A 25,766-nucleotide genomic window follows, 5' to 3' on the forward strand; every position below is an offset into this window, starting at 1 on the left:
CGCTATTTATTCTAATTCATTATTTCTGAATATTCAAACATTTTAAGTAAATCTTTCTTTCAAATTCTCCTCGTAAAAGTTGATTAGAATTCAGAAATAGCTCTATATTTCTTCTTGTAATAGGCACTTCTTTTTGAACAAGTTCAACAATTACTTCTTTGATTACCTTTTCTAGTCGTATACGATTGGCTTGCTTTTTTTGATTTATATGTGAACTATATCTTGCAGAAATTTGTTTGCATATAAATGGCATTTTATTATAAAGTAACCTCTTATTTATCCCTATTTTTTTTGATGACTCTTCCATAGAGATGGGTTGTTCTAACTCTAAGTACGCTTCTAAGATTATTTCAAGCTGACTGTAATTAAGCTCTCTCCTTTTCAAAGTAACATCTTGCGGATTCTTCACCTTCGGAACCACTGATAAATTTCCGCTATAAAAAAAATCTTTAAATGAGATTCCAAAGAGGTAGCATAATTCAAGTAGTTTGAGTAGTTGAGGGATAGACTTTCCTGTTTTCCATTCATGGATAGTAACCTTTGGAAAACCCAAATCCTTTTGTCTGTATCCCTTTTTTATATATTCATCAATCAAAGAAACTAGCTTTTCTTTAATAACTTCTCTTTTTAAAACGGGATAAGTATGAGCACCACTAATAAACCCCCCTAAACTTTCAGTATAAAAAGATTCCTCTTCTTTCTTATTTCTTTTAAAACCAGGGTATGAATCAATTTGTGTTAAATTGTTCTTGCAATATGGACAAAATCCGTTAACTAAACTCCTATGTAGTATTGGAATTTCTTTACTGCAGCTAGGACATTTATTAACTAAATATATATTGTGTTCTGTGCAACAAGATACTGGTTCTAAATACCATAGAAGTGGATAATAGAAAGTATGGTACTTATTTTGAAAGTCATTTAAACAAAATGGACACCAATATAAGTTTTTATTAAACAACCCTTTATTAGAAATTACGCCCCTCCATTTATAAAGAGTCGAATCAATTAAGTCACTATTGGAAGTTAATTTTTCTAATACTTTTACCATATTATAGGCATTTGAATTAACTCCATTTAAACTGTGAGCATTGTCAAAAAATCGATTTCCGCCAAATTTTATACTTCTATTAATATAGTCCTTGTTAAGTGCTGGAGCTAAAATGCAATTAAATAATTTACCAAAACTTAAACAATGAGCCTCAGCCATCCTAACTAAATAGCTAGTTAGACTTTCCGAATATTTAGAACCCTTACCAATTAGTTCTAAATTGTAAAGTGAGGTCCGACTTTTTTGATTACCTATATTATCTATTGAGTTTATATTCATTTTAAAACCTCATTAAATTACCTTTTATGATTATTATGTCCAAATCCTTAAGAATTATGTCTATATTTAAATTATCAATAGAAAGTTGCCGTCTTAATTTGTTTATATACAATATATAAAAAATTTATAACAGTCTTTTTACTCTTAAATAAAATTTTGTACTTCTTCTATTATCCATTACGGATCATTTCACCAATGTTTTACAGGCCAATACTATTGTTTACGCAAAGGAGGCAGGGCTTCTTTACGTTAAATAAAGTAGTTTTTCTTTCAAATTATAATAATGGTTTTAGGTAGGAGTGATGAACACAGCCCTCAATGGCTTGAACGGGCGCCTTCAGCAAGCTCTTCGTGGCGGCATTGTCCTTCCTGCTTTGTCGCTCGGATTGTAACTACAGAAGTGGGAGCAAATTTTATTAAGAGCGGTGGCTAGTTACATGTGTTTTCAACTCAATTGGCTTACAGACTTCTAATCGCTGAGCTTAGAAGAAGCGGGAGGATGCTACATGATCTTAAGCAATGTCTATTCTTGCCTTGAAAAAAATCATCAGAATAAAAAATTAATGATGCCATGTCCAGTTCATGGGCAAATAGAGTGTTTATCGGAAGATTATTAAGGTGCAGTGTATGACGAACTTAATCATGTTTTACAAAAGTTGAACTTAAATGCTATGAGTGTTTGAAAGAAAAAGGGTTACAAGCACAAAGTGTGGAGATACGTGAAAGATACATTTTTGTTATGGTAATATCTATAATCTCTCACTGATTATTCCTCCAAAATAAAAAAGCATCCGAAGACGCTTTAAATTTCATTAAAGTACTGGGTGTCTAGTTAATAATTTTTTTAATTCTTCAAAAGACATTTCATATTTATTCTCGAAAGAATTCCAAGTCTTCAACATCTCCAAGTATTTAGGAATCATTCGCCTATGACTATTGAAATCTCTAAATTCTGTACTTTCCTTAAGTTCCTGGAATCTACCTAAATCCTTTATTTAATACCTTGTATAAACTAAGTAAGTTGTTTCATTATTCCCATCAAAACCTGGGAATTCGACTTTTGTATAACTCAAATTCCCTTTGTCCTCTAAACTTTCAAATTTAAATAAAATTTGACAATACATATCTAAAACATCTAATAAGACATTGATTATGACGATCAGAAACAGCGCTGGGGGAGCTGCACACCGGCAGGATCCATTTTCTTTAACTGGCTCATTTTCTTAGCCCCTGTCTCTATGATTGAGTACGTGTTGGCGAATGAACTCACCCATTTGATACATATGTATCATTCAAAGTATTCTGGGAGTCGATGGCCATGTTGAGGCCCGGTTATGAAAATCGAGAAGATTGGCTACGCACGAATGGGGCTACGCTTAACGTTTAAAGGTAGCAAAGTTTGCTGATTTTCTGCTTCTCATGCTTATATTGGAAATTTATTGGAATTTCTATTACTTTACATTATGAATAACAATTTCATTTTTTCCTTTGTAAGAATCAAATTCACCAGTAAATACATAAGTATTACCTTTATTTATATAAGGGGTTTCTATTCCTTTAAAAATCACCCCATCAATTGTCCGTTCTCCATCTGTAAGAATTAAAAACTTGGTTCCACTGTTTTTATCGTATGAAAACTGGTTTACTGTAGCTTCTAACTTTATACGGTCACCTATCTCTGCATTATCTTTTATAGCTTTAAGAGAAGAGTATGATGCATTATTGCTTTCTCCTTTTACCCATTTACTGAAAAAAAATATTCCCGTTGCCAAAATAAGAACAACCGATATAAGTAATCCATACGTAACGGATTTCTTTAACTTCCTTATTGGTTTCTCTTGATTCTGAAACTTCTTATACTCATTTTGAACTCGCATGCTCTTTATATTCTCTTCTATAGAATCTAACTTCTTATCAAAAAACTCTAAAACTTCATCGATCTTTATTTCGTTTGTAATCGAAATATTATCAATTACTTCGTGAAGAACATCTTTTGAGAATATTATAGAATTACTGTTTAACGGATATTTTACCGCTTTCTCAAGTATAGTATTTATTTCATTGTTTATTTGATCTAAAAAAATGTGGTGTTTAAAATAATTCTCCTTATTCGATTTTTCCCATCCAATCATTTTCCCTTCAATTTCCTTCTTAGTAAAGCCGAAGTGAAGGACGGTAAAGCCAATCATTTTATACGGATCTGATAGCGTCGGAATTTTCAAGGATTTTATGTATCCATTAAATTCATCTATATGTTTCTTCACTTGATTTAAGGGATTTTGCTGGGTGTTTATGATTTTAAGTGCTCCGTTAGAATAGACCTCACGAATGTTCTGTATGCTCCAATTCTTTACCTCTACTAATCTAAATCCATATTTCGGAGAAATGATTAAAAAATCAGGATCATACTTTCCAATGGATGGATGAGCTATGACAAATGTATCGTCAGGCAAATATTGAGAAAGTAAATTTCCTACTTTTAGTTCTCCTTCTAATCCTTTTATATCACGTCTTCTATTGTTACCCCTTGATTCTTCTAAAGCTTTTTCTAGTGGTTCCTTTCCTATAAACACTGCCATTTCTTATTCTCTCCTTATAATCAGGAATAATTATCTTCACGCCTCAAGTATTTTCCAGTGAAATTATACCATGCCTTATAGTCTATCAAATGAAGTAAATGCAAATTTAGCTGACCTAAACAAAAAAAACCAGAAATCATAACAGATTTCTGGTTGAGTTCTATCTATTTTAATTAATACGAGTTGTAAAATGCAACATAAAAAACCCTAGAACTGTTGATATTACTCAACTTCTAGGGTTTTTATATTTAAACTTGCTTTGTTGAAAAGTGTATTATCCCTCAACAACTTGGGGGAGGTTTTGGGGAATAAATTTAAAAATTTAAGTGGACAGACGCTAAAAATAATAAAGAGCCATTCATTAAATCAAGGTTGATTATTTATTCATATCTTAATCTGAAAGCAATCCTGTTAAGAAAGTAACACCGCCACGAACAATCATATTCCTTATTTCTTCTCCTGTTAGGCATAGCCAGTAGCTTTCCATTTTATTTTCAATTAATTGCGGGTCATCTCCAATTACATATGTGGAGTTCTTGAAGGCTTCCTTAAAATTAGGCTTTAACGCATACCCCATATAATCATCTTCTCTAAACACACACATCCAATAAATCCCTTCATGAGCAACCATATTACGAATACCATTAAAGAGATCTGCTATATTAATTATATTAAGTGGTTGTCCATCCATTGCGTGGATCCCCGTTTTTAGCCTATCCTGGTCTTCTGAGTTAATGTAGTTAGAAAAAAAATCCCTAATAATTTTGAATTTATCAGTGATTGCTTTTTGATTAGTTGCCTTGTAGAGCGCTTCGATGGTCATAATCCAATACTGAACTTGAATACCGTCTAGTTTCGTGGATTGATTCAGTTTAAAAACATTGTCTGCCATTGATATTCCTCGTACTAGTTGATGCATAGCTCGTTTACTAACCAAGTCATGATGTTCACATAAGTAGATAAATTCCTCAGCCTCTTTCATGGTTTTAAAAAAGGGTTTAAAGAATGAAATATATACCGAGAAATTACACTTGAATGATTCAGCACTTAATCGTTTTCTTATGTCTTCGGGAATCATTTTTATCTCCTTTCAAAAAAGAATATCCATAGGTTCCTTTTGCCACAAACATTTCAAGAATTGTCTTACTTAAAGAGGATTCGTACAAATGCTCCATCTCCTTTCCAAATTGCTCGATTTAGCTGATGAACTTGTAGCGAATTCTACTTCGGATAAGCACCTAATAAAAGGCCGGGTACTGGAGATGTGGGTGTTTATCGAAGGTTAAATTATTAATTACATATAGGAAACACTCGACTATATAAGCCCTGGCCAAATTGGCGCAGGGCTGTTTTCACTTTACATATCTAAGTATTTCAACGGCTGCCTTAAAACGTTTATCTGGGTCGCTGGAGTGTAAAGCTTCATCCAAAACCTCCAGGGCTTTGTTTATAATGTCTTCCGGCACCTCACGCGGTATTAGCTGAGAAGGATGTTTTAGATCTGACTGAGAATATATTAGGGCTTCTAATTCCGCATCTTCTAACGGATATTTAAAGCGCGTCACTGTACCTCGGTGCCGGAGCAGTTCTTGAAGCTTAGAATTCAATTCATCGAACTTCACAACCGTGAGCGGCTTAAATTTCCGTTGGTGACACATTCCATCCTCGTTGTTATCGAATTCCTCAACGTACTCATATGCGCCAACTTCTACAATATGAACGTTATCTAGGTGACCATGGAATAGAGCGACAGCGCCCTCTTGCATGGTATCAACAAAAGCCCAAATGTTACCCAAGTCAACGCTGATAGTTCGCGGATTATCGTAGGTGTGGCCATAAGCTTTCTGTAGACGTATCCGGATTTCTTCTTTGGATACTCCTGCTAGGTTTCCTATGCGAGGCCACCCTATAGCGATGAAATTCCCTTGAATAAACTCATTTAACCTTACTGTACCATGGGGACGGGTTTTGATTTGAAAGATGTTCAATTCTAATCCTCCTTTTGCCTCACGCAACGTGACGCTTATTTAATTTTATAATACAACACTGTTTTATCGCTGTCAATCCCTGAGGTACGCTGACGCACATGCTATATACCGGTTTTTTAGCAAATAATAATGTTAAAACCCGGAAATTTGGTTAGGATGCACAGCAAAAAAAGAAGCTACCCTACTGGTCAGCCCCTATTTTACGCTTCGCTCTTATCATGGTACTCTTAGAAATTCCCGTAAGATCCTGTACCTGTTTATACGAATACTCCCCCAACAAAGATAGAGCGTGGTCTATTTGCTTCCTCGTATACTTTGCGGGTCTACCTTCGCGGAAGTCCTCACGCTGCCGAGCTATCGCCTTTCCCTCTTGAGTTCTCTCTACAATCAAGTCCCGTTCGAACTCCGCCAACCCCGACATGATTGTAAAAATAAGGCGTCCGGTAGGCGTGTTCTCAATCAGCCCCATATTTAATACATGTACCTTTACGTCGCGATGAAATAGGTCCTTGACGATCGTTAGTGCCTCAGAAGTAGACCTAGCGAAACGGTCCAGCTTTGATACCACAAGAGTATCGCCTCCCTTTAACTTGGACAGCAGCTCTTGAAACTGCGGACGATTCACCTTGGTTCCCGTGAACTTCTCCGAATATATTTTCTCACAGCTTTCAGATTTTAGCGTGTTCAATTGCATCTGCAAATCTTGGCCGACTGTCGATACCCTCGCATATCCATATTTCACAAAACCGCTCCCTTTTATCACTTTTTGACACTAAGTTATGACAGCGGCATATACCTTGATATTATTACAACAGGAAAATAGTATAAATACTCTCAAGTTTTTACACTATAAAACCTCTAACCATATGGCTAAAGGCTTGGCACCAAACAAGAATTTAATGTAACTTGCCCGTTCATGAGCATTGGCAAGAGCCATTCACGAAAATTAGTTAGCTCATCTATCTCTTTTGCAATTGAAGTGATTTTATTATAAATAGGCTCTACTAAGTCATAATATTTTTCTAATGTCTGTTCATCCGGTACAACAAATATTGTCTCATCAACGACTGTCTTGTTTATGTGAGGCTGTTGTGCGCCTGTACGTAAACTCATATAACGATTGACTTGAGACAACATGAATGGATATAAAAATGCTGTTTTAAATTTTGAAGTGGGTATTATAGCGACTACAGATTGATTAAAGCAAGCATCTATTTCCAATATAGAAGGACGTATATATCGGGTTATAGATAACAGGACCGCCCCAGCTTTAACAAACGAAGTAGTAGAATTATTTATTCCAGACTCTGTAATTGATTTCTCAGATTTTATTATCGGTGATGTGGCGATTTCTCCAGAACTAAGCCAAGGAATATTACCATTCCAATATTTAGAAACTTTTGTGTCAGGTGTTCCGCCTAGCAAAGTAATAAATTCGTTACTAATTAAAGAATCTTCCCAATCTTTTGGTATCTCACGTTTCAGCCGACTATTCCATACCATTTCTCCACCAGATGAGTGATAAGGTTTACCTTCAACATTAGGAAAATCAAATTGTACAAACCAATAATCATATATAGTTTTAGCCATCTGTTCCAACTCAGCAATAATCCTTTTATTAAGGCGGATTTTTTTCTCCATGCTATATAATAAATCTCCAATACGTACCTGCTCGTCATAATCAGGCAAATACAAGTTTAAAAAAGAAAAAATGTCCTCATTGAAGCTTGCCCTAGTTGTAATAAAGGCATTATTAGTTACCGTTTTTCTAAACAAGTAGCTACGCAAATAAAACGCAAGGTACTTGTAATATACTATCCCTTCTGTTTTAGGGCGCAAACGCTTTGTAAATCCACTGTATGTGGCCGTGGGATAATCTTTTAGGGCTACACAACTCATTGCAAGTTCATTAATCGTTTCACTGGTGCGGGTAACTAGAATATCCCCTTCCTTTATGGAATAGGTATTTTGTTCTTTTTCCGTTGTATTCATTAAATCCGGTAAAACATCTGGTAAAAAATAATTATTGAAAACTGTACTAAACGAAACAAAAGGGCTTCCATGTCCAGCTTGTTCTTTTTTAGTACTAATTCCTGAACTCATATCATATAAATCAGAGAATGCATATTTTTTAATATTTTTCATAAAGCAAACCTTCTAATCCCTTTTTAATCTCGACTTCCAACTCCCGACCTTCAGCAAACAAACTCTCCAGCCTTTTTGTAAAACCAGACATTTTTTCTGTAAATTCCTCATGTTTCATTTCTACGTATTCAATTTTCACATCAAAATATTGTCCTGCAGAAAAAGACAACTTCTTTGACTCAATATCCAGATAATCCACTACTACACAGAAATCATCTACTGGTTTAGCAGAGTTGAATGTGTCGATAATGTCATTTATCTCTTCAGGTCTTAGGACTGTTTTTTGATTTTTACCATCCCCTTTGACTTTTCTTCCCTTTTTCGAAGCATCCATTAAAACAACCTTGCCATCGTTGTTCTCTTTGTCAATGAAGAGAATAGAAACATTTGTGCTTGTTGTTGCAAAGATGTTGGAAGGCATGGAAATTACACCACGCAGCATTCTTTCTTTCACAAGATGTTCACGGATTTTCTTTTGAATACCGGTTCCAGCGGTTAAAAAACCAGTCGGTACAACAATTGCCGCTTTGCCCTTTTCATCAAGAGAATATATTATGTGTTGTAAAAACATTAGATATATCGCCATGCCGCTCTTGTCTTTATTGGGTACATTTGGTACACCTACCCAAAATCGTTCTTTATATTTTTCTCCTGTAAGTGTGTCTCTATTGTCGCTGAAATCCATATTAAATGGAGGATTTGAAACAATGTAATTATATTTCATAAGTCCGTTTTTCTGACGGTTCAGATGGCGTGGATATAGTAGTGTATCGTCATGTACTACATTACCGAGTGAATGAACAAGGTTATTTAATATTAGATTCAGGCGTAGGAATTCATTGGATTTTTGAGAAATATCCTGGGTGTAAATGGTACAGTTATCTTCCCCGATTTCATGCGCAAGCGAAAGAACCAAAGTTCCAGTACCAGCAGCCGGATCGTAAACAGTCACATTCTGTGCGCCATCCGGTACCATGATACGGGCAATTATGTTGGCTATGACATGAGGTGTGTAATATTCTGCGTACTTACCAAAATCTTTATTGTAGTCCTTTATAAGGTATTCAAACACAACGGCAAAGAAATCATATTTCTGTGCAAATGCTTCCTCAAAACTAAAGCCAACTATTTTGTCAATCAAGGCGCGGCAGAAGTCGGATTTTTTATTGATTTCAATTATATACTGCGAGGGGGAGTCAAACAGACGGATCTTCTCCTCTCCACCAGTTTTAACCGAAAATACCCCAATATTAGAATTAGCAATATCGATGAGAGTATCATCGAACAATTCATAAAATTGATAAGGCTTACCATCAGATCTCTTCATCTCATCATCATACTTTCGGTTAAAAAGGTATGAAATGAAATGTTCCTTCTTTAACCGGGCAATAGTAGGTGGTAGGCTGGCAAGCAGCATCATGTAATCCATATCCCGCATTTGGCTTAAATGCTGTTCAAGTTCACCAATGGTAGTAAAACTATTTAGCTGTGTATCTGCCAGTTTTACCTCGTACAAAAATTTGTCATTTAAAAACTTGTACAAAAAAACTTCTGTAATTATCTTATATTCACTACTGGCATTACCAAGGCCATAGTTTGCACAAACAGTCTTAAGGTCATCAATCATTTTTTTGGTTTTTGCCATTATATCCTGAGTGTTTATCAAGCTGTCCAGTTCCTCTCAATAAAATATTCCTGTGCGATGCAGTTATCAATAAATGTTATCTGTTCCAGATTGACCGACACATTCTGCTCTTTGCAAGCATTAATGATAAACGGCTGTAATGACAGAATGAAAAAAGGTTCGTTGTCTAATAAGTTCTGATTATGGGCAATCTTTTCATCTGCTTTTTCTTTTATTTTCATAAGGATTTTATGTGTTACCATATCATTAGCTAAGCTTGATGAAGACGCCATTACTCGCTTGTGGGTGCGCATATACTTGTTATCGCCGTTGTATTTTGCACTGAGCATACGGTCAGCGTGGTTTTTACGCTCTGCACGTTTTCGTAAGCCATCTAGTTTAGCAGTAAGTTCTTTCATCTCATCGGCGGTAAGTTCCTCGATGTTTTTCTTTTTAAATACACGCTTTAATTCATCCAGCAGATCGATATATTCTGGATCTTTAGGGTCAAGGCTACGTTCTACGATTTCCTTTCGAGTCTTTTCTAGAGAGTCACGAAAAGTATCAGCAATAACCAGTTCTTCATCCTTTATTTTTCGGAACTGGAAATCAATCTGATCCATAGCGGTATTCAGTACTGAGGACACATCATCGACACTTTCAAGCTGCTGTTTAAAGTTAATGGTTGCAATACGATTATTAACCTCTGCTAGAAGCTTCAATGCTTTTTCAACGTCGAAACGGATGTAAAGATCATCAAATCCATACAGCTTTATAAGATTATTAAGTAGTTTATAATTTTCCAGTGCACGGCGTAAATTCAATAATTGCTCTTTATCATCAATCTGGTTAATCTGATTAATAAATTCTACAACGTTATTTGTGTTATACAGGAAAAGTTGATTCTTAACATCTTCAAGGTCAGTTTCGATTTCTTCCCGGCTCTTAAAGATGTCGCTGTAATTTTGTACCTCATCACCTAGCTCGGCTTCCAGTTCCTCAAAATAGGCTTTATTGGTCTTATCAAACTCATTCTTAATATTTGCAAAATCAACAACGAATCCATATTGGAAGTCTTTATACGGACGATTTACACGAGTAAGCGTCTGCAGGAGATTATGAGCCTTAATCATGCGGCACAGATATTGCTTTTTTAGACGAGGAGCGTCAAAACCAGTCAATAGCATATTGTAAACTACAAGAATATCGATTTTTGCTTTTTTGAAATCGTCCTGAATATCTCGGCGGTCTTGCTTTGTGCCTTCATCATGCAACACCAAAGCATAGGAAAATTCCGTCTGCTTTTGCAGTTCCTCAGTAACAGCACGAGCTTGTTCTGATGAATCACACACTACCATAGCACCAATGGTATCATCCCCAAGCGAAATACGACTATTATGAAAATCCTTTAAAATGTATTCCACCATGGCGGATACGAACTTTGGATGCGCGTACATATCCTTTTTTGATATAGACCCCTTCATAACTTCTAGTTCTTTCAAGGTGTCCTGCATCATTGTACGGTATGTGGTTTCGATTTCCTCACGTATCAATTTGAGGGTGTAACCGTCTGCAATGGATTGGTTATAGTAGTATTTGTGTATATAATTTCCAAAAATATTTTTTGTGTTGAATCCGTCTCCAATTAGTGGAGTACCAGTGAGAGCAATCATTACCGCATTACGGTCTGAGGCCATTAAATTGGCGAGGAAGGAACCTTGCGGATTGTAACTGCGGTGTGCTTCATCCATGAAATAAACTCGCTGAATATTTACATTGTAATCAGCTGACTGTACAACCGTGTCATTGGAGAATTTCTGGATATTAACCAGATTAATAGTGATTTTGCCGGATTTGTTGCTTTCTCCGACAGCACTAATATTATTTTTGAATTCTTCTTTGGAATCAACTATTTCAACAAGGAGTCCACGGGCTTCGAACTCATTCTTGGCCTGTGTTGCAAGGTCAAGGCGGTCAACGATAAAGTAGAACTTCGCAATCTGGTTATTCCGCTGATAATAGTCCTTTAAAAATTTCACATTGGAATAAGCCAGTGCAGTTTTGCCGCTTCCCTGCGTATGCCAAATTACTCCTTTTTTCACACCTTTCGCAAGGCTATCACGAATTGCAAAAGTAGCGAAAATCTGCGGATAACGCATGATGTGCTTCTCTATGTGTTTGATGCCATTTTTGTCTGTAGTTTCTTTATAGCATATGCCGTACTTCATAAAGAACAGAAGTCGTTCCCTACTATAAAGGGATGTAATAATTCTGTTTGTAGGTGAATCTGGGTTCATAGAGGATTGATATTCTGGTGTACCCTTGATTGCAATCAGATTGGTATCCTTCAAAATAAAATCCTCAACACCTTTATCAAGCGGCTGTATGCCTCTGTGCAGTTCTTCAGACCGCTGTTCACGAAATTTACTGAAGAACATCTTTCCATAATTACTAGATGCATAGAAAGCACCCTGTATCGGAGCAATGACTGTATCGTCGTATTCATTATTATTTGAAAACACAGTGAACTGTGTCAGATTTACAAATCTTCTATATATCGGATTGGCAAACCGGCGTGTCATTCGATCGCGTTCTACTAGTATGCCTTCTCGGTTATTCTGCCGTTTAACTTCTACAAAAGAAAGCGGCATACCGTTGAGAAGAACAATAATATCGGGGCGGAAATTACCGTCATTGTTTACATAAGGCAGTTCCGTCACAATCGTGTAATTATTTTTATCAGCTTCTGTGAAATCAATTAGACGAATCCCATCAAAGCCATCTTGGAGAATCGAGAAAAAGGCTCTTCCATGGTCATCATTACTCAGCTTAACTTTGAGCTCCTCAACAATCTTTCTAACATCGGAAATAGTATAGTCTGTGTTATTTATCTGATTTATAGCATTACGAAATAAGTCAAAGAAAATATTTGTATCAGCGTCATAGGCAACACCACTGTCTTTGCCTTTGAGAGACATGTAGGAATAACCCATTCTTGTAAAATGCGCAAGAGCAGGTATTTTTACTCTTGAATCTTCCGGTCTTCCCATAGCCATTCCTCCAAAGTGATTTATGCGTTTTCATCTCTCACATATTCCATGATGTCCCCGAAGTCAACATTGACGGTTTTACATATTTCCCCAAAAAGCAAGTGATACGTCCTCATCCCGGCGAAGATATGTCATAGTATTAGGGGCAATGTCCGCTGCTTTCCTTAAATTCGCCTTCCTCATTTTCTTGTATATCAATAATTTCCACATTCTTTGATACAGCCCTTTTCAAACCTTCCATCACACTAACTGAATATAAATTCCTAATTTAATATTGTAGCACAATGTTTTTTTTTTCACTAGATTGTATGCAAATTGTTGCGAAGGACTGGTAGTACCTTGAAACGGTTCTTCATATCAACATTTTTATGCAGCATAATTCCCGCCCAAAACCGGTTCATATCCATTATATCAGCAATAAACTGTATATCTAATTGTTCATTTCTCTCAAAAAGTAGTCCATCATCTCAATAAAGATTTACAAATCTTAAGAATTATTAACAATTATTAGAAATTATAAGATGACAATAGTTCAATATCCCCCTTCTATATACTCATTCTGCTGGACTGCTTTCTATGTTTTTATGTAACAAATACTGGGTATATTAGAACCTACAGAAACTAATGTTTATTGCGGTGTAAAGTCTAATTACCTTATCATCTTGAGGACAAAACTCTTTAAAATGAACAAATCGGTTAGTATATAAACTTCGATGCATTGATGCACATATCAGATCGATAGAGTTTTTAATTGTAAAACAAAAAAGAATTTAAAACTTTGTTTCATAGGCATCACACTGCACCTGCCGGGCATAAGCTATCTATTGCTATCACGGATGGAGATATAGTGGTAGGGGTTGTGATGGCTGGCCGTCCTGTATCCCACTATTAAGATGATGGATTTACACTTGATATAACCAGGTGTTGCGTAAAAGAGGCATATAAAAACGGAGTTAGCAAACTGTGCTCTGCAGCCTGTACAGCTGCTAAAGGTCTTGGATATAATCGAGTGATTACTTATACCCTCGCTGAAGAGAGTGGATCCTCGATGAAGGCTTCCAACTTTGAAATAGTCAGAACTACCAAAGGGGGCTCTTGGAATTCTAATTCCAGAAAAAGAGTAGATAAGCATACTACCGGCCCTAAGTATCTATGGGTGAGAAATATCAGCTAATTACCTACGAAAGAGGAGAATTCTAAAGTAGAGAAAACATGATACGAGAAATATATATAAAACGTCTAAAACCCTTATTTTGGGGATTAGACGTTTTTTTACTTCAAGGTGCCAGACATACACGCACATGTGTATAAATGTGAATATTCGCCGATATAAAAGATGATAAGTTTGACTGTAATGAACTGAAGTAAAGCTGGAGGAAAAGTATGAAATTTAGAGCGCATATATTGATTTTATTTAGCTTATTTTTAATATCCTATAGTTCAACTGACGTAAGTGCTCACAGTGGTAGGACTAACTCTTCTGGATGTCATAATAATCGTTCTACCGGTGGGTATCATTGCCATGGTGGCTACGGAGATACAACTTCAAATGGAAGAAGTACAGTAGAGTCTTATAAAGATAGTGACCTTAACGGGGTAAATGATTCTTATCAGGACCTACAGGAAATTGGTATTAATATAGAGAACATGGGCTTTAAAGATGGAGAGCAAGATGCTGAATATGGTTCCTTCCAAGAAAATCCAAAAACTCCCGGAGAATTAAGCAATGCAGAATATGGATGGTACAAAGAGGGGTACAAAAAAGGGTACAAAACTAAAATAGATGGTATAGCGTATGAACAAGGATACCAAAAAGGACTTGGTTTTAAGAGTACAATCACACCTGAGAAATTTGCCATTACATCAAAGGCGAAAGCCAAATTTAACAGTGGATATTTAAAAGGGCAGACAGAAAAATGGATATATACTGCTAAACTAGCAGCATCTGAATCTAAGCCGCTATCCTTACCAAAAGACCTGCCAAAAGATGTAACCAATTTGGCTAAAGACGCATACGAAAAAAGTCTTTCAAATATAAAGAAAGAAGAAGAAGCTTATCAAGAAGGGTTATCTTCTGCTCGAAAAGAGGAAGATTACTCAGTTCCCACCAAATACGAAGGGCTTTCAGCTCTCTATTATCAAAAAGGGTATTACACTATCTTTAATCAACTAATAAATATTAAGAATACAGCTCTAAAAGAAGGGTGGTCAGGGGAAAAATATAAAGTACCAAGTGCAGCAGAAGAATATAATTTACAATACATCTATCAAAAATATTATGAAGAGGGTAAAAGAAAAAAGATTATAGATAAAATTTACAAAGTTGGAATGATATTTTTAATTTTAGCATGCATTCTTTTTATTGTTTTCATCACTTACAAAATCAGGAAAAAATAAAGCAGAAAAATGCTTTAAAGTAATATATTATGCAAAACAAAAGCCATGTAGTTTACGCTACATGGCTCCCCGTACGATAGCTTCTCACACTCAACACCAAAAACTAAATAAAGAGAAGATTAACATCTTCAAAGAAATAGTATCAAATTCCCAAAAAATATCAATTTAGTCCTGGAAATAGAAAAACCATACATAGAACTTCTATGTATAAACTTTGATCTTATATTAGAGACTATTTTAAAAGTGCATTTTATAGCGTACTTTTAGGCACACTTATATACCTAAACTTTATCTAAACAAAAAGCATGATTGGTTAATTGACCAATCATGCTTTTTCCTAATTATTAAAATTTAAGTATATTTTTTCCGAAGTTTTTTGAATCATAAAAATGCCTACTCAGCAATATTATGATTCAAGTCTCAGAACCGTTTCTAGAATCGAGAAATGGTATTTAAAGCATATAAATGTCACTGTTTTTTTAAAGCATAATCATGTAAAAAGACCTTTTTACGATTTAAGGTACACTATGTATTTTTACCACCAAAATATGTATTTGGTGGAGACGGTGGGAGTCGAACCCACGTCCAGAAATATCGGCACTTAAGCGTCTACGAGCGTAGCTGGGATATTCGCATTTCGCTGCGCCGTATGCCTACCAGCAGGCGTCAGGGCAGCTAGTCTGATTGTTCTCTTCCTTCTCCCTCAGACGGCGAGATCCGGCGTAGCCCACTTAGAGTGAGTCCCTTACCCTACCACATGGGCGATGGAGGGAGGAACCGCTATAAACTGTTGTTACGCAGCTACAGCGAGGTTGTTGTTAGTTTTGCCAGTTATTATTGGCGTTGGCGTTATTAACGAGCTCGCCGACTCGGCTCGCAACCTAAGCTCGAACTACCCCTGTCGAATCCGTAACGTCCCCATATAAGAGTAAAAGCGATTAAGCTTTCATCCCAATAGGAATACGGGAAAGTCTGTTCAGGTCCTGGTTGAAGTCTGGCCGTCACAGAACAGGTGATAAGATAAGCTGTTGCTTATTCAGTTATCATCAGTACATGTTCTATTATAACAAATATCCTGCATAAAGCAATTGTAAAATAATGTTTATCTTCTGCTTCTGCGGAAGACGAATACGGCGCTCAGGATTAGCACAGCCGCTATTCCAAAGTATACGATGGACACAAAATCACACTCTCATTAGTCTTTTTGGCGGTCGCGGAAGGCACGCTCGATATCTCGTTTTGCTTCTTTCTTTTTCAAATCTTCCCGCTTATCATATTTCTTTTTCCCTTTTCCGAGTCCGACTAAAACCTTTGCGAAACCATTTTTCAAATAAATTTTCAATGGAACGAGCGCATAGCCGTCTTCTTTTGTAAGGCCAATCAGTTTGCTGATCTCGCTTTTATGGAGCAGCAGCTTCCTCGTTCTAAGCGGATCATGATTGTAGCGGTTCCCCTGCTCATACGGACTAACGTGCATGTTGTGGACATACAGCTCGCCTGCTTGAATTCTGGCAAAGGAATCTTTTAAATTGACTCTTCCTGCACGGATGGCTTTAATTTCTGTTCCCTGAAGCACAATACCGGCTTCGTATGTTTCTTCTATAAAATAATCGTGGTTGGCTTTTTTGTTCTGCGCCAGCACTTTTCCTGTTCCTTTTGGCATGTGAAACCCCTCTCAAGCATCAATATTCTCTCTATTTTACCACGGCTGAAATCAAGCGGGAAGGGCGATGCCCGGCACCGCCCCTACCCGTTATCGCTTCTTTTTCTTCCGTTTTGCCTTTGGCGCATTATCAAACGTCTTTTTCTTTTTCTTCTTAGGTCCGCGGGTTGACCAGCCATCTTCTGCTGATCCGCTTCTTTCACGGGGGCCGGAGCCTCTTTCTCTTTCTTTCGTTGTTTTCTTGCGCCCCTGACCGGCACTGATGGACTTGGGAGCATCCTTGACCGGACGTCTTCTGGTTCCCTTCATGCCGACAATTTCGAAGTCAATGGCACGCTCATCCTTATTCACATTGACTACACGAACGGTTATTTCATCCCCGATGCGGTAAACGTTAGCTGTACGTTCCCCAATCATTGCATAGGTGCGTTCATCATAGCGGTAATAATCATCGGTCATATAGCTGACATGAACAAGTCCTTCAATTGTGTTCGGCAGCTCAATGAACATTCCGAAGTTTGTTACGGAACTGATAATTCCATCGTACTCTTCGCCGATTTTATCCAGCATGTATTCCGATTTTTTCAGGTCATCGGTTTCACGCTCAGCTTCTACAGCCCTGCGTTCCATATTGGAAGCCTGCTCAGCAATAACCGGGAGCTTTTCCGCCCATTTTTGCTTCGTATCTTCTCCTGTTTTGCCCTCAATTAGATAAGTACGAATTAAACGGTGAACAATTAAATCCGGGTAACGGCGAATCGGTGAAGTGAAATGAGTATAGAACTCGGTTGACAATCCGAAGTGGCCAAGGCTCTCAGGATCATACTTTGCCTGTTTCATTGATCGAAGCATAACGGTAGAAACAACCATCTCTTCCGGCTGTCCTTTCACTTCTTCAAGAATCTGCTGAAGGGCGCGCGGATGAATTTCGTTTCCAGTTCCCTTCACGCTGTAACCGAAATTCGTGATGAATTCCAGGAAGCGCTGCAGCTTGCCTTCATTGGGATCCTCATGAATACGGTATATGAACGGGACTTTCATCCAGTGGAAGTGCTCTGCTACTGTTTCATTGGCAAGAAGCATAAACTCTTCAATCAGACGTTCAGCAACACCGCGTTCGCGAAGCTCGACATCGTAAGGCTTTCCTTCCTTATCTACGAGAACTTTTGCCTCTTTAAAATCAAAATCAATGGCGCCGCGGTTCATACGCTTTGTTCTTAAAACTTGAGCAAGCTCTGCCATTTTTTCGAACATCGGCACAAGCGGTTCATACTTTCCTCGAACCTTTTCGTCCCCTTCAAGAATGCTGTTTACGTCGCTGTATGTCATTCGTTCCGTCGTCTTAATTACACTTTGGAAAATTTCATGATGAACGACGTCACCGTTTTCATCCACTTCCATATCACATGAAAGAGTGAGCCGGTCTACTTTTGGATTTAAGGAGCACAGACCGTTGGAAAGTCTATGAGGAATCATTGGGATAACCCGATCGACTAAGTAAACACTCGTTCCGCGATCCAGCGCCTCAACATCGATTGGTGAATTCTCTGTAACATAATGGCTGACATCTGCAATATGAACACCCAATTTGTAGTGGCCGTTTTCAAGCTTCGTCACAGTTACCGCATCATCCAAATCTTTTGCATCTGCACCATCTATCGTAACGATGGTTTCGTTTCTAAGGTCACGGCGGCCTTTGTAGTCCGCTTCATCAATTTCATCAGGAACATCATTCGCCTGCTTGAGAACATCCGGCGAGAAGCCTCCTGGAAGTCCGTGCTTATGAATGACGGAAAGAATATCAACCCCGGGGTCATTTTTGTGCCCGAGAATTTGAATAACCTCCCCTTCAGCACTCATCCGGCCCTCTGGATACGTAGTGATCTTTACGACTACCTTATGGCCCTCTACAGCTCCGTTTGAAGCATCTTTTGGAATGAAAATATCATTGGCGATCTTTTTATCATCGGCAATCACAAAGCCGAAATTCCTGCTCTCCGTATAAGTCCCTACGACCTCTTTCATGCCGCGGTCTAAAATCCGGATGATCGTACCTTCTTTTCTGGCGCCTGATGAACTTGAGCTCACACGCACAAGCACCGTGTCGCCGTGCATAGCATTGCCAAGTTCATTTGGCGGGATAAATATGTCATCATCTGCCGGGTCTTCAGTTACAGCAAAGGCAAAGCCCTTGGCATGACCGGACAATTTCGCCTTCACTAAGTTCATCTTTTCAGGCAGGCCATAACGATTGCTCCGCGTGCGGACAACAAGGCCCTGCTCTTCCATATGTACAAGAGCTTTGACAAAATCTCTGAAAACATCCGCTTCCCCTACTCCAAATGCATCCTCCAGCTCCTGGATTGTAAGCGGCTTGTATGCTTCATCCCGCATAAATGACAGCAGGCGGTCAACGTGTTTCTGTATATCCTGGTTCAACTAAATCCCTCCTTTGTTTGTGGCTTACCAGTCCAGCTTTTCCAGAAACTCATATACATCCTGGTGGACCTGATCTTTTTCTTTATCAAGGGTAATAACGTGTCCGGAATTTTCATACCACTTTAGCTGCTTTACATCCGATTCCACTTCATCATGAATAATGTTTGCACTATCTGTATTAATCATGTGATCATGGCGTGCCTGAACAACGAAGGCCGGCGAGTAAATCATATCGACGTTCTTGCGGACATCGGCTATCAGCTCCTGCAAGCCTTTTAAGGTGCCCATAGGAGTTTTCTCGAACTCTTTCATCTCTTCCTCTATTTGATCAGGCTTTTTCTCTTCGAATTTTTTATAGTTGCGTGCATACTCCAAAACACCCTGATACATGACTTCCTCACTCTTTATGTACATAGGTGCACACATGGTCACGATACCCTTTACTGGTACAGTGTAACCCAGTTTCAAGGAAAATACCCCGCCCAGCGATAAACCTCCGACCGCAATTTGTTCATAGCCCTTTTCCTTAAGGAATTCATACCCTTCCATAACGTCCTTCCACCAGTCTTCCGGTCCTGTATGAACCAGCTCTTCCGGCGGCACGCCATGGCCCTTATATTGAGGAGCATGGCACGTATAGCCCCGCTCATTCAAGTATCTTCCAAGCATTCTGACATCTGCCGTATTTCCTGTAAACCCATGCAGAAGCAAGACTGCTTTTTCTCCGCCTTCAAAGAAAAAAGGCTTAGGCATCACTTTTCTCATAGCTAAATCTCCTTCTTTACTCGTTGTCTATTTCATGCTAAGACCCTATATGTATTCTCCCTTAACTCCCTCTTTTCTATTTAAACAAACGTTTGGGGAAAAGAAAAGCGCAGGGCGTTCTCGAGGAGGATGTTCTGCAGAGTGCTCTATGTTTTCAGGGGTGAAGTCTTATTGCTGATGGATCAATTTGAATATGCCGCTGCCGAAAAAGAGCTTACATTTAAAAAAGGTCCAGATTTTACTTGTATGAAGTTCTGAAAGCTGGTTCCAGCGATATTTCGGCGATTTCTTCATTATATCGGCGAAAACAAGGGGGAAATCGATTTTTCGGGAGATTTCGACAGTTATTTTGCAGGAGGTCACACTTTGATTGCGGGGAACGGCAAGCTGGCGGGAAAATTAAAAAGAGGCCTGCACTCAGACCTCTTCCGCATCTTATAGGTTAAAGTAGGAAATTGCAATGGTAAGAACAAAGAAAACTACAGATAAAACCACAGTAATCCGGTGAAGAATCAAGTCAAGACCGCGGGCTTTTTGCTTTCCGAAAAGCTGCTCCGCTCCGCCTGAGATTGCTCCGGATAAACCAGTGCTTTTACTGGATTGCAATAATACTACTGTAATAAGTGCAAGGCATGTAATAATCAACAGAACAATTAACAAGGTATGCATGTACTACACCTCCTGAAACGCGTTTGCATTGGTTTAAATGTACCATATGGAGGGGGTTAAAACAATAGTGCTTACCTGCTTGCGGCAATTTTTTCTAAAACCCAAGTGCTTACGGTTAAATGCTTGCGTGCAGTAATCATTTACCGGTAAATCTGTGTCCATTACGGGCGTTCGTTTGTCGATTACGGGCAAAAACGTGTCGATTACGGGCGTTCGTTTGTCGATTACGGGCAAAAACGTGTCGATTACGGGCAGTACGACCAAATGCGACAACATTTTCCTGTCCCAATCCAGTAAAATAGCAATAACCAAGGAGGCAGATGCCAATGATACGATATCCTCATTTAACAAAAGCAGCTGCCATAGGGGTAACCGCTCCCTCATCCGGAGTACCTGAGGAGCTGCATGACTTAGTCAGACTTGCTTCAAGCCGCTTGGAAAAGAAAGGCTTCAGCATTGTGTTAGGGGAAACGGTTTGGACTCAGGATAAGGCAAAATCAGCACCAGCCAAAGTAAGGGCAGCTGAATTCATGGAAATGATGCAAAGCGATCAGATTGGCTTGATTATTCCTCCATGGGGCGGAGAGCTCCTTATTGAAGTATTGGAATATATAGATTTCAGCAAAATAGCGCCAAAATGGATATTAGGTTATTCCGATTTAAGTGTCCTGCTGCTTGCTATTACCCTGAAAACAGGGATTGCTACTGCTCATGGAACGAATCTGATCGACTTACGAGGGGAATATTCAGATGAAACGACCGCTAAGTGGGAGTCTGTCCTGGCAGCTAATACAGGGGAAGCGATTCTTCAGCATTCTTCTTCCAGCTATCAAAAAGAATGGAATCATTCGAACCCCTCTCCTTGTGTCTTCCATTTGAGTGAAAGGACTGAGTGGAAAACGGTTTCCAAAACTCATGAAAAAATTCAAGGCAGACTGCTTGGCGGCTGCATTGATGTGATCCGGCACTTAATAGGTACACCTTATGGAGACTTAGCCAGTTTCCAAAAGTATATCAGCAATGAACCGATTCTCTGGTATTTGGAGAATTGTGAGCTTTCCACGACGGACTTGCGAAGATCGCTTCTTCAAATGAAACTGGCCGGGTGGTTTCAAAACTGTTCAGGCATTATGTTCGGGAGAAGCGCAGCTAATGAGCCGGTGGATGGCTATACAGCAGAGGATATATATCAGGAGATTTCTGAAGAGCTGCAAATACCTGTCATATATGATATCGACTGCGGGCATGTCCCTCCGCAAATTACGTTTATAAATGGGGCATATGCTGAAGTTGAAGCAAGCAATGGCAAAGGATGGATCAAACAGATGTTCAAACCATAAAAAAAGCCCCCTATCAGTAGATAGAGGGCTTTCTCATTTTATTCACAAACCTTATTTCTTAAGGTTGTAGAAAGAGCTGATTCCGTCATAAACTGCAAGACCGCCAAGCTCGTCTTCGATGCGAAGAAGCTGGTTGTATTTTGCGATACGGTCAGTACGGCTCATAGAACCTGTTTTGATTTGGCCAGCGTTTGTTGCAACAGCGATGTCAGCGATTGTAGCATCTTCTGTTTCACCTGAACGGTGGGATACAACAGCTGTGTAGCCAGCGCGTTTTGCCATTTCGATAGCTTCGAATGTTTCTGTAAGCGTACCGATTTGGTTAACTTTGATCAGGATGGAGTTTCCTACACCTTGCTCGATTCCTTGAGCCAATTTTTTCGTGTTTGTTACGAATAGATCGTCTCCAACCAATTGTACTTTTCCGCCTATGCGGTCAGTAAGAAGTTTGTGTCCATCCCAGTCGTTTTCGTCAAGTCCGTCTTCAATCGAAAGGATTGGGAATTCGTTAACAAGCTGCTCGTAGAAATCAACCATTTCAGCTGACGACAATCCGTTGCGGCCTTCGCCTGCAAGATCGTATTTGCCAGTTTCTTTGTTGTAGAACTCAGAAGAAGCAACGTCCATGCCAAGCATGATGTCTTTGCCAGCTTCGTAGCCAGCTTTCGTGATTGCTTCAACGATTACTTCAAGTGCTTCACGGTTAGAACCAAGGTTAGGAGCGAATCCGCCTTCGTCACCAACAGCTGTGTTAAGGCCTTTTGCTTTAAGAACAGATTTAAGAGCGTGGAATACTTCTGCTCCCATACGGATTGCTTCTTTGAACGTAGGTGCTCCAATAGGAAGGATCATGAACTCCTGGAAGTCTACGTTGTTATCAGCATGAGATCCGCCGTTGATGATGTTCATCATTGGAGTTGGAAGCTGTTTCGCGTTGAATCCGCCAAGGTAACGGTAAAGCGGAAGACCAACGAAGTCAGCAGCTGCATGAGCAACAGCCATGGATACACCAAGGATTGCGTTAGCGCCCAATTTACCTTTGTTTTCTGTTCCATCAAGCTCGATCATGATTGTATCGATTCCAACTTGATCTGTTACGTCAAGACCAATGATTTCTTCAGCGATTACGTTGTTTACGTTCTCAACTGCTTGAAGAACTCCTTTTCCAAGGTAACGGTCTTTGTCACCATCACGAAGTTCTACTGCTTCGTGTTCACCTGTAGAAGCACCGCTTGGTACTAGAGCGCGTCCGAAAGCGCCTGATTCAGTGTAAACTTCTACTTCAACAGTTGGGTTACCGCGGGAGTCAAGGACTTCACGTGCATATACATCAACAATAGCTGGCATTTAATTTCTCTCCTTTGAGTTGAAAGATTTTATTTGATTAAAGATTTACCTGTCATTTCGTTTGGCTGATCCACTTCAAGCAGGTCAAGCATCGTTGGAGCAAGATCTCCAAGGATTCCGCCTTCGCGCAGCTCCAAACCTTGTTTCGTTACGATAACAGGAACAGGATTTGTCGTATGAGCTGTATGCGGCTCGCCGTTTTCTGCAATCAGGATGTCAGCATTTCCGTGGTCTGCTGTGATAATTGCGGTGCCGCCTTTTTCAAGGATTGCATCGACTACTTTACCAAGGCATTCATCAACGGCTTCAATTGCTTTAATTGTAGGTTCCACTTTACCTGAATGGCCGACCATATCAGGGTTGGCAAAGTTCAGAATGATTGCATCCTGCTTATCGCCATGAATCTCTTCAAGCAAAGCATCTGCTACTTCGTACGCACTCATCTCAGGCTTCAGGTCATATGTTGCAACCTTCGGCGAATCGATGAGAATTCGCTTTTCTCCCTCGAACTCCTTTTCACGTCCGCCGCTCATAAAGAACGTAACGTGCGGATATTTCTCGGTTTCTGCGATGCGAAGCTGTCTTAGGTTGTTTTGAGCAAGAACTTCCCCAATTGTATTATCCAAGTTTACTGGCTTGAATGCTACAAATCCTTTAACGGTCTCACTGAAGCGAGTCAGGCTGACAAAGTGAAGATTCTTAGGCGCTTTTTCACCGCGGTTGAATTCTCTGAAATCAGCGTTCGTAAAGGTATTAGAGATTTGAATTGCACGGTCAGGACGGAAGTTGTAAAAAATGACACTGTCGTTTTCCTGAATCATTCCAACCGGTGAACCGTCTTCCTTCGTCATGACAGAAGGGATGACGAACTCATCGTGAATTCCGTTTTCATACGAGTCTTTTACAAGCTCCAGCGGATCACGGTAATCAGGGCCTTCGCCGTAAACCATTGCACGGTACGCTTTTTCTACACGGTCCCAGCGTTTGTCGCGGTCCATGGAATAATAGCGTCCAGAAATAGTGGCAAGTTCGCCGCCGTACTCTTCAAGTTTTTCCTGAAGGGCTTTAATATACTTTTCAGCTGTTTGAGGGCCGACGTCTCGTCCATCAAGGAAGCCGTGAACGTATACTTTTTCAACACCTTCAGATTTTGCAAGCTTAAGAAGAGCAAACAAGTGTTCAATATGGCTGTGCACTCCGCCGTCTGATAGCAGACCGGCAAGGTGAAGAGCCGTGCCATTTTTCTTGGCACTGTCCATTGCATCAAGGAAGGTTTGGTTCTTTTCGAACTCGCCTTCACGGATTGCCACGTTTACACGAGTTAAGCTTTGGTACACAATTCTTCCCGCTCCGATATTCAAGTGTCCTACTTCAGAGTTCCCCATTTGGCCTTCCGGAAGACCTACTGCTTCACCGCTTGCCGTAAGAGTTGAATGCGGGTATTGCTCCCAGTACCGGTCGAAGTTCGGTTTCTTCGCTTGCGCAACAGCGTTTCCTTCTGTTTCGCTGCGAAGGCCGAAACCGTCCAGGATAATTAAAGCTACGGGCTTCTTACTCATTCTTTCCACCCTCTAGCAATTGAAGGAAAGATTGTGCTTCAAGGCTTGCTCCGCCGACTAATGCGCCGTCAATATCGGATTGAGCCATGTATTCTTTAATGTTAGCAGGCTTTACGCTTCCGCCGTATTGAATGCGGACTGCATCTGCTGCGTCTTGTGAAAATTGTTCTGCTACCACTTTGCGGATGTAGGCACATACTTCGTTTGCATCTTCTGCGGATGAAGATTTGCCCGTTCCGATTGCCCAGATTGGCTCATAAGCGATAACCGTTTGTTTAACTTGCTCTTCAGAAAGACCTGCAAGAGCCGCTTTTACTTGGTTCCCAACTAATTCATTTGTTTTTCCGGATTCGCGCTCTTCAAGCGTTTCTCCGCAGCAAACGATTGGAGTCAAACCATGGCTTAATGCAGCAAGCGTCTTTTTATTAACTGTTTCATCTGTTTCTGCAAACATTTCGCGGCGCTCAGAGTGTCCAAGAATGACATACTCTACACCAAGATCTTTAAGTGCAACAGGGCTTACTTCTCCAGTAAAAGCACCATTGTCTTCGAAGTGCATGTTTTGCGCACCGATTTTCAATTCCGTTCCTTTTGCGATCTCAACAAGACGATCTAGGAATAGAGCCGGTGAACATACTACTGCATCTACTTGTTCAGATGAAGGAACAAGGCTTTTTACTTCTTCAGCAAAGCTTTTCGCTTCTGCCATTGTTTTGTTCATTTTCCAGTTACCTGCAATGATTAGTTTTCTCATAGCTAAGACGTCCTTTCATGTTAAAAGGTCTTAAGGCTGCGCACACAGCCTTCTTGCTTTTTTGCTTCGTTAAAACTTGGCTGTTGATTTCTGCTGCAGGCGTTCGCTTTCCGCGGG

General features: G+C 39.4%; 19 protein-coding genes, 1 other RNA gene and 2 pseudogenes. 4 read left to right on the top strand and 18 right to left on the bottom strand.

Annotated elements, in window-relative coordinates; genetic code table 11:
• Positions 1–19: 19 nt before the first annotated feature.
• Both J9317_RS17440 and J9317_RS21065 read right to left on the bottom strand, forming a co-directional pair.
• The gene (locus J9317_RS17440) at positions 20–1,330 is read right to left on the bottom strand and encodes a TniQ family protein (protein ID WP_211560951.1); all 1,311 of its coding nucleotides are present in this window, start codon (positions 1,328–1,330) and stop codon (positions 20–22) included.
• A gap of 812 nt (positions 1,331–2,142) precedes the next feature.
• Positions 2,143–2,499 (bottom strand): annotated as a pseudogene (locus J9317_RS21065) (YfbU family protein).
• A 30-nt stretch (positions 2,500–2,529) separates the two neighbouring features.
• Between J9317_RS21065 and J9317_RS21070 the strand changes: the two are divergent.
• Positions 2,530–2,655 (top strand): M48 metallopeptidase family protein, encoded by a 126-nt coding sequence (locus J9317_RS21070; RefSeq protein ID WP_431190711.1) that lies wholly within the window; start codon positions 2,530–2,532, stop codon positions 2,653–2,655.
• A gap of 126 nt (positions 2,656–2,781) precedes the next feature.
• Here J9317_RS21070 and J9317_RS17460 read toward each other — a convergent pair whose 3' ends face one another.
• The 8 genes from J9317_RS17460 to J9317_RS21075 all read right to left on the bottom strand — a co-directional run bounded on the left by J9317_RS17460 (position 2,782) and on the right by J9317_RS21075 (position 12,926).
• Positions 2,782–3,909: a nuclease-related domain-containing protein gene (locus J9317_RS17460; protein ID WP_211560960.1), complete on the bottom strand. Its 1,128-nt coding sequence runs from the start codon at positions 3,907–3,909 to the stop codon at positions 2,782–2,784.
• Between the two features lie 391 nt (positions 3,910–4,300).
• Entirely contained in the window at positions 4,301–4,987 is a 687-nt protein-coding gene (locus tag J9317_RS17465) for a hypothetical protein (RefSeq protein WP_211560962.1), read from the bottom strand.
• 274 nt (positions 4,988–5,261) lie between these two features.
• The gene (locus J9317_RS17470) at positions 5,262–5,897 is read right to left on the bottom strand and encodes a hypothetical protein (RefSeq protein ID WP_211560964.1); all 636 of its coding nucleotides are present in this window, start codon (positions 5,895–5,897) and stop codon (positions 5,262–5,264) included.
• 181 nt (positions 5,898–6,078) lie between these two features.
• Positions 6,079–6,639, bottom strand: coding sequence for a recombinase family protein (locus tag J9317_RS17475; protein WP_211560966.1), 561 nt, complete (start codon positions 6,637–6,639; stop codon positions 6,079–6,081).
• A gap of 128 nt (positions 6,640–6,767) precedes the next feature.
• Entirely contained in the window at positions 6,768–8,042 is a 1,275-nt protein-coding gene (locus J9317_RS17480; RefSeq protein WP_211560974.1) for a restriction endonuclease subunit S, read from the bottom strand.
• Entirely contained in the window at positions 8,029–9,687 is a 1,659-nt protein-coding gene (locus tag J9317_RS17485; RefSeq protein ID WP_211560981.1) for an HsdM family class I SAM-dependent methyltransferase, read from the bottom strand. The genes J9317_RS17480 and J9317_RS17485 overlap by 14 nt, the downstream gene beginning before the upstream one ends.
• Positions 9,688–9,704: 17 nt before the next feature.
• Positions 9,705–12,722, bottom strand: a complete 3,018-nt coding sequence (locus tag J9317_RS17490) for a type I restriction endonuclease subunit R (protein ID WP_211560983.1) — start codon at positions 12,720–12,722, stop codon at positions 9,705–9,707.
• Between the two features lie 72 nt (positions 12,723–12,794).
• On the bottom strand, positions 12,795–12,926 hold the full coding sequence (locus tag J9317_RS21075; RefSeq protein WP_431190694.1) for a helix-turn-helix domain-containing protein: 132 nt from the start codon (positions 12,924–12,926) through the stop codon (positions 12,795–12,797).
• Positions 12,927–13,620: 694 nt separating this feature from the next.
• Between J9317_RS21075 and J9317_RS21080 the strand changes: the two are divergent.
• Both J9317_RS21080 and J9317_RS17495 read left to right on the top strand, forming a co-directional pair.
• Positions 13,621–13,890, top strand: a pseudogene (locus J9317_RS21080) (XF1762 family protein); the annotation flags it as partial.
• Between the two features lie 209 nt (positions 13,891–14,099).
• Positions 14,100–15,113, top strand: a complete 1,014-nt coding sequence (locus J9317_RS17495; RefSeq protein ID WP_211560985.1) for a YHYH domain-containing protein — start codon at positions 14,100–14,102, stop codon at positions 15,111–15,113.
• 555 nt (positions 15,114–15,668) lie between these two features.
• Here J9317_RS17495 and ssrA read toward each other — a convergent pair.
• The 5 genes from ssrA to secG all read right to left on the bottom strand — a co-directional run bounded on the left by ssrA (position 15,669) and on the right by secG (position 20,649).
• Positions 15,669–16,033, bottom strand: a transfer-messenger RNA (tmRNA) gene (gene ssrA / locus J9317_RS17500).
• Positions 16,034–16,308: 275 nt separating this feature from the next.
• Complete coding sequence (gene smpB, locus J9317_RS17505; protein WP_211560987.1) at positions 16,309–16,776, bottom strand: SsrA-binding protein SmpB; 468 nt, start codon at positions 16,774–16,776, stop codon at positions 16,309–16,311.
• A gap of 90 nt (positions 16,777–16,866) precedes the next feature.
• Positions 16,867–19,170 carry a ribonuclease R gene (rnr, locus tag J9317_RS17510; RefSeq protein ID WP_431190712.1) on the bottom strand — a complete coding sequence of 768 codons (2,304 nt, stop codon included), beginning with the start codon at positions 19,168–19,170 and terminating at the stop codon, positions 16,867–16,869.
• Between the two features lie 69 nt (positions 19,171–19,239).
• On the bottom strand, positions 19,240–19,980 hold the full coding sequence (locus tag J9317_RS17515; protein ID WP_211560991.1) for an alpha/beta hydrolase: 741 nt from the start codon (positions 19,978–19,980) through the stop codon (positions 19,240–19,242).
• Positions 19,981–20,415: 435 nt separating this feature from the next.
• Positions 20,416–20,649 carry a preprotein translocase subunit SecG gene (secG, locus tag J9317_RS17520; RefSeq protein WP_035404534.1) on the bottom strand — a complete coding sequence of 78 codons (234 nt, stop codon included), beginning with the start codon at positions 20,647–20,649 and terminating at the stop codon, positions 20,416–20,418.
• Positions 20,650–20,975: 326 nt separating this feature from the next.
• Here secG and J9317_RS17525 point away from each other — a divergent pair, with 326 nt between their 5' ends.
• A complete protein-coding gene (locus J9317_RS17525; protein WP_211560993.1) occupies positions 20,976–21,989 on the top strand; it encodes a S66 family peptidase in 1,014 nt (337 codons plus the stop codon).
• Positions 21,990–22,040: 51 nt separating this feature from the next.
• Here J9317_RS17525 and eno read toward each other — a convergent pair whose 3' ends face one another.
• From eno to tpiA, 3 genes are read right to left on the bottom strand one after another with little or no spacing between them, the layout of a single operon-like run.
• Positions 22,041–23,336 (bottom strand): phosphopyruvate hydratase, encoded by a 1,296-nt coding sequence (gene eno, locus J9317_RS17530; RefSeq protein ID WP_211560995.1) that lies wholly within the window; start codon positions 23,334–23,336, stop codon positions 22,041–22,043.
• Positions 23,337–23,365: 29 nt separating this feature from the next.
• Complete coding sequence (gene gpmI, locus J9317_RS17535) at positions 23,366–24,895, bottom strand: 2,3-bisphosphoglycerate-independent phosphoglycerate mutase (protein WP_211560997.1); 1,530 nt, start codon at positions 24,893–24,895, stop codon at positions 23,366–23,368.
• On the bottom strand, positions 24,888–25,649 hold the full coding sequence (gene tpiA, locus J9317_RS17540) for a triose-phosphate isomerase (protein WP_211560999.1): 762 nt from the start codon (positions 25,647–25,649) through the stop codon (positions 24,888–24,890). Before tpiA ends, gpmI begins: the two co-directional genes overlap by 8 nt.
• Positions 25,650–25,766 lie beyond the last annotated feature (117 nt).

The organism is Metabacillus flavus (assembly GCF_018283675.1).
Classification (GTDB): Bacteria; Bacillota; Bacilli; order Bacillales; family Bacillaceae; genus Metabacillus_B; species Metabacillus_B flavus.

Bases quoted from the DNA above. Each gene is read 5' to 3' on its own strand.
- eno (WP_211560995.1), bottom strand. From the start codon at position 23,336: ATGCCAGCTATTGTTGATGTATATGCACGTGAAGTCCTTGACTCCCGC.
- gpmI (WP_211560997.1), bottom strand. From the start codon at position 24,895: ATGAGTAAGAAGCCCGTAGCTTTAATTATCCTGGACGGTTTCGGCCTT.
- J9317_RS17515 (WP_211560991.1), bottom strand. From the start codon at position 19,980: ATGAGAAAAGTGATGCCTAAGCCTTTTTTCTTTGAAGGCGGAGAAAAA.
- smpB (WP_211560987.1), bottom strand. From the start codon at position 16,776: ATGCCAAAAGGAACAGGAAAAGTGCTGGCGCAGAACAAAAAAGCCAAC.
- J9317_RS17525 (WP_211560993.1), top strand. From the start codon at position 20,976: ATGATACGATATCCTCATTTAACAAAAGCAGCTGCCATAGGGGTAACC.
- J9317_RS17485 (WP_211560981.1), bottom strand. From the start codon at position 9,687: ATGGCAAAAACCAAAAAAATGATTGATGACCTTAAGACTGTTTGTGCA.
- J9317_RS17490 (WP_211560983.1), bottom strand. From the start codon at position 12,722: ATGGCTATGGGAAGACCGGAAGATTCAAGAGTAAAAATACCTGCTCTT.
- J9317_RS17480 (WP_211560974.1), bottom strand. From the start codon at position 8,042: ATGAAAAATATTAAAAAATATGCATTCTCTGATTTATATGATATGAGT.
- secG (WP_035404534.1), bottom strand. From the start codon at position 20,649: ATGCATACCTTGTTAATTGTTCTGTTGATTATTACATGCCTTGCACTT.
- J9317_RS17460 (WP_211560960.1), bottom strand. From the start codon at position 3,909: ATGGCAGTGTTTATAGGAAAGGAACCACTAGAAAAAGCTTTAGAAGAA.
- tpiA (WP_211560999.1), bottom strand. From the start codon at position 25,649: ATGAGAAAACTAATCATTGCAGGTAACTGGAAAATGAACAAAACAATG.
- J9317_RS17495 (WP_211560985.1), top strand. From the start codon at position 14,100: ATGAAATTTAGAGCGCATATATTGATTTTATTTAGCTTATTTTTAATA.
- J9317_RS17465 (WP_211560962.1), bottom strand. From the start codon at position 4,987: ATGATTCCCGAAGACATAAGAAAACGATTAAGTGCTGAATCATTCAAG.
- J9317_RS21075 (WP_431190694.1), bottom strand. From the start codon at position 12,926: ATGTGGAAATTATTGATATACAAGAAAATGAGGAAGGCGAATTTAAGG.
- J9317_RS17440 (WP_211560951.1), bottom strand. From the start codon at position 1,330: ATGAATATAAACTCAATAGATAATATAGGTAATCAAAAAAGTCGGACC.
- rnr (WP_431190712.1), bottom strand. From the start codon at position 19,170: ATGCGGGATGAAGCATACAAGCCGCTTACAATCCAGGAGCTGGAGGAT.